The sequence below is a fragment of the Streptomyces sp. NPDC059668 genome, assembly GCF_042734135.1.
GTDB lineage: Bacteria > Actinomycetota > Actinomycetes > Streptomycetales > Streptomycetaceae > Streptomyces.
Genome location: NZ_JBHWEL010000028.1, coordinates 94751 through 99137, shown reverse-complemented (window position 1 = coordinate 99137; position 4387 = coordinate 94751). Strand labels below are relative to the sequence as shown.

General features: G+C 72.1%; 4 protein-coding genes. All 4 read left to right on the top strand.

All coding sequences use genetic code 11. The features are described from left to right. Positions 1–183: 183 nt before the first annotated feature. The 4 genes from ACFV2J_RS21625 to ACFV2J_RS21610 all read left to right on the top strand — a co-directional run bounded on the left by ACFV2J_RS21625 (position 184) and on the right by ACFV2J_RS21610 (position 4249). Positions 184–1002 (top strand): GAP family protein, encoded by an 819-nt coding sequence (locus ACFV2J_RS21625; protein ID WP_385440049.1) that lies wholly within the window; start codon positions 184–186, stop codon positions 1000–1002. A gap of 366 nt (positions 1003–1368) precedes the next feature. Beyond that, a complete protein-coding gene (locus ACFV2J_RS21620) occupies positions 1369–1596 on the top strand; it encodes a ferredoxin (protein WP_385096734.1) in 228 nt (75 codons plus the stop codon). After that, a complete protein-coding gene (locus ACFV2J_RS21615; RefSeq protein ID WP_385096731.1) occupies positions 1593–2984 on the top strand; it encodes an NAD(P)/FAD-dependent oxidoreductase in 1392 nt (463 codons plus the stop codon). The genes ACFV2J_RS21620 and ACFV2J_RS21615 overlap by 4 nt, the downstream gene beginning before the upstream one ends. A gap of 50 nt (positions 2985–3034) precedes the next feature. Next, the gene (locus ACFV2J_RS21610; RefSeq protein WP_385096729.1) at positions 3035–4249 is read left to right on the top strand and encodes a cytochrome P450; all 1215 of its coding nucleotides are present in this window, start codon (positions 3035–3037) and stop codon (positions 4247–4249) included. Positions 4250–4387 lie beyond the last annotated feature (138 nt).

The window sequence follows — 4387 nt, the reverse complement described above, 5'->3', positions numbered from 1 at the left end:
CTCCGCCGCCTTTCGCTTTTTTTTCACCCCGGGTATTTTTTTTGGGGTCGGGGGGGGGGGGGCGGGCGCCCCCGGCGGGGGGGCCCGGGGGCGGCGCCCTCCTTTCTGGTCTCCCGTCTCCCGCAGAAGCCCCCGAGCCCCCGGGCCGCCCGCGCCGTGCGGGCGGCCCACCCGCGGTCGACGATGGAGGGGGAGACGCTCCGGGGTTCCACGGTCGGCGCCCCGCCCGGCACGGACGAGTCGCTCCTCGCGCGGGCCGCCGGGTCGCTGTCCACCGGCCCCTCCCGGTGCGACCCGCTCCTCACCCCCCCGCCGGAGGCCGCCATGGGGCAAGTGCTCGGAGACATCCTGGGTTTCGCGGCCGCCGTCGCCGTCAGCCCGCTCCCGATCATCGCGATCATCCTCGTACTCGCCACCCCGCGGGGACGGCTCAACGGACCGCTGTTCGCGGCCGGGTGGGTCGTCGGGCTCTGTGCGGTGGGCGGGGTGGTGCTCGCGATCGCCGGACCGGAGGGCGCCACAGCCGGCGGCCGGCCCGCCACCTGGGTGGGCGCCCTCAAACTCGCCCTCGGAGTGCTGCTCGCCCTCTTCGGCGTCCGCCAGTGGCGCCGGCGCCCCACGGGCGCCTCGGAGGCGAAGCTGCCGAAGTGGATGGCCACGATCGACCGGCTCACGCCGCCGAAGGTCTTCGGACTCGGCCTGGCACTGGCCGCGCTCAACGCCAAGAACGCCCCGCTGACCATCGCCGCGGGCGCCACGATCGCCTCGGCCGGGCTTCCGGCCGGACAGCAGATCGCGTCACTGGCCGTCTTCGTACTGATCGGCACCCTCGGACTGCTGGCCCCGCTGGGAGTCTTCCTGGCCGGGGGAGACCGGGCGAGGAGCACGCTCGGCGGCTGGAAGGAGTGGGCCGCCCGGCACAACGTCGCCGTGATGGCGGTCCTGTTCTTCGTCATCGGACTGAAACTGCTCGGAGACGGCATCGCCGTCCTGACCCGCTGACCCGCTGACCCGCTGACCCGCCCACCCGCTGACGGGCGGCCGGGACCGGCTGATCCGGCCTCCCGGGAGCGTCCGGCCTCCCGGGTGCGGGTCAGGTGGGTGCGGGATAGGCTTTTCGACGGCAAGGTCAGGTACTCCGGGCGGTGTTGCGGACGCCGGAGTCACAGTCGTGATGACCAGTTCTTCCTGCGGAGACCTTCGACGAGCGTGGTGCTCCCCCCACAGGTGCGAAGGGGCGGGCGACAGCCGTATTCCTTCTTCGAAGGCATGACTCTCTCTTCTGGGCGCCGTGGTGGTGCCGTGCGGGCGTCCCGAGGGCGTCCTTGCGGGCCCGCTCGCGCGCAGCCCCGAGAAATGGAGGTCGGGATGAGAGTTGTCGTCGATCTTTCCCGGTGCCAGGGGTACGCCCAGTGCGCGTTCCTGGCCCCGGACGCGTTCCGGATGCACGGTGAGGAAGCGCTGATGTACGCCCCGAACCCCGACGACGCCCAGCGCGAACAGGTGCTGCGCGCCGCGGCGGCCTGCCCGCTCCAGGCGATTCTGGTCGACCGGGTGGAAGAGCGGGACGCGTCGGTCGGGATGTCGCCGTCATGAGCAGCGCCCACACCCTGCGGAGGTTCAGGCGTGACGGCCGCGTCGTCATCGTCGGGGCGTCATTGGCGGGACTGCGCGCCGCGGAGGCCCTGCGCGGCGAGGGCTTCACCGGCTCCCTGACCATGATCGGTGACGAACTGGGAGAGCCCTACGACCGCCCTCCGCTGTCCAAGCAGGTACTGACCGGATGGGTGCCGGCCGGGGGCACCACCCTGCCGCGACGTCGCGACATCGACGCGGAGTGGCTCCTGGGCGTTCCCGCCGACGGCCTGGACCTGGCGGCCGACCAGGTGCGGCTCGCCGACGGCCGCAGGATCCCCTTCGACCGCATGCTGATCGCCACCGGGGTGCGGGCCCGGCCCTGGCCCGTCGAGGCCGAAGCGGCCCTGGACGGCGTGTTCGTCGTCCGTACCCGTGAGGACGCGGACGGTCTCCAGCGGGCGATCGCCGCCGGGCCCTCCCGCGTCCTGATCATCGGCGCGGGCTTCACCGGTTCCGAGATCGCCTCCGTCTGCCGCGAGCGCGGCCTCGCGGTGACCGTCGCCGAACTCGGGCCGGCCCCGCTGGTCGGCGGTCTCGGCGCGATGATCGGTGAGGTCGCCGCCGACATGCAGCGCGCCCACGGCGTCGACCTGCGCTGCGGTGTCAAGGTCACCCGGCTGGAGGGCGACGCGCAGGGGCGGTTGCGCCGGGCCCACTTCTCCGACGGCAGCACGGTCGACGCGGAGGTGGCGGTGGTGGCGCTCGGCGGCATCCGCAACACCGAGTGGCTGCGGGACTCGGGGCTGGCGGTGGGTGTCTGGGGAGTCGCCTGTGACACGGGCTGCCGCGCCTTCGACCTCAACGGCCTGGTCACCGACGACATCTTCGTCGCCGGAGACGTGGCCCGCAGCCCCAACCCGATCTACGAGTACCGGTTCATCTCCCTGGAGCACTGGGCCAACGCCGTGGAGCAGGCCGAGATCGCGGCCCACAACATGGTCAGCACCCAGGCGGACCGCTGGCCGCACCTGTCGATCCCGGCGTTCTGGTCGATCCAGTTCGGCGTCAACATCAAGTCGGTGGGCGTACCGACCTACGCCGACGAGGTCGTCGTCGCCCAGGGATCCGTGGCCGACCGCCGCTTCGTCGCCGCGTACGGATACCAGGGCCGGGTCACCGCGGCGGTCAGCTTCAACAACGCGAAGTGGCTCGACCACTACCGGCAGTTGATCGAGACGGCCGCGCCCTTCCCGCCCCCCTGCCCCACACCCGACCAGCCCGTCGACGCGAAGCCGGTGCCCGTCGACTTCCCCGGCCCCGCGCTGCTCGCCCAGGGCGCCACCGTCGTCGTCACCGGGCACGACCCGGGCGAACGGCGCGTCACCGCCATGCGGCAGGGCCGGTAGGGAGTACGGGGAAGCCGGCAGGGAGTACGGGGAAGTAGGAGGGAAACGACATGACCACGACCGAGACGCCCGACACCCTGCGCCGGATCCTCGACTACTCCTCCCGGGCCGACCCGTACCCGCTCTACGCCGAACTGCGCAAGAATCCGGTGGCACTTCAGGAGGACGGCAGCTACGTCGTCAGCACCTACCGTGAACTCACCGGCCTGCTCCACGACCCGCGCCTGAGTTCCGACGTACGCAACCTGACGCGGCCGATGGCGGCGGTCGAGGGACGTGCCACGCCGTCGTTCATCAACCTCGACCCGCCCGAGCACGACCGGCTGCGACGTCTGGCGATGCGTCACTTCGGGCCGCCGCACAGCCCGGGACTGGTCTCCGGCATGGAGCCCGACCTGGCGGCCACGGTCACCGGCCTGATCGACGGCTTCGCGGGCGAACAGCGGATCGACATCGTCGACGACTTCGCCTACCCGTTCCCGGTCACCGTGATCTGCCACCTGCTCGGCGTGCCACGCGAGGACGAACCGCGCTTCCACGTGTGGGTGAACGCCATCATCGAGTCGATCGACTACGACCCCAGGACCGACCCGCAGGAGAAGCTGGACAACGGCGTACAGGCCACCAAGGACCTGCGCCAGTACCTCGGCGGACTGCTGGAGGAACGCCACGGCCGCCCCGGCGACGACCTGCTGACCCGGCTGGCCAACGACGACGGCCCCGACGGGCGGATGACCGACGAGGAGATCATCAGCACCGCCAACCTGTTGCTCATCGCTGGCCACGAGACCACCGTCAACCTCATCGCCAACGGCATGCTGACGCTGCTGCGCCACCCCGGGATGCTGCGGCGTCTGCGCGCCGAACCGGAGCTGGTCGTGCCGATGGTGGAGGAACTGCTGCGCTACGAACCGCCGGTGCAGATCATTCCCTGGCGGGCGGCGTACAGCGACATCGCCGTCGGCGACACCGTCATCCCCAAGGGCTCGCAGATCATGCTCATGCTCGCCTCGGGCAGCCGGGACCCGGACCGGTTCGAGGACCCCGACCGGTTCGACCCCGGCCGGCAGGACAACCAGCACCTGGGATTCGGCAGTGGCATCCACCTGTGCTTCGGCGGACCGATGGCGCGGCTGGAGACCCAGATCGCACTGACCGAGCTGGTACGCCGCCTCGAAGAGCCCAGGCTGGTCGTCGACCCACCGCCGTACCGGCCCAGCCCCGTCCTGAGGGGCCCCATCCATCTGCACGTCGAGCAGAGCTGAGCCCGCGAAGAGCGAAGAGGGCCGTCGAGCGCGGTCGGGACGGCAGCGGGGGGGCGCGGGGGGGGGTGGGGGGCGGGGCGGCCCCCCGGGGGGGGGTGTGTGCCGGCGGGGGGGCGGCGGGCGGCGACCGAGAGGCAG

What these genes read in the sequence shown, in the direction of transcription:
- ACFV2J_RS21625 (WP_385440049.1), top strand. Translation starts at nt 184, where the DNA reads ATGGAGGGGGAGACGCTCCGGGGTTCCACGGTCGGCGCCCCGCCCGGC.
- ACFV2J_RS21620 (WP_385096734.1), top strand. Translation starts at nt 1,369, where the DNA reads ATGAGAGTTGTCGTCGATCTTTCCCGGTGCCAGGGGTACGCCCAGTGC.
- ACFV2J_RS21615 (WP_385096731.1), top strand. Translation starts at nt 1,593, where the DNA reads ATGAGCAGCGCCCACACCCTGCGGAGGTTCAGGCGTGACGGCCGCGTC.
- ACFV2J_RS21610 (WP_385096729.1), top strand. Translation starts at nt 3,035, where the DNA reads ATGACCACGACCGAGACGCCCGACACCCTGCGCCGGATCCTCGACTAC.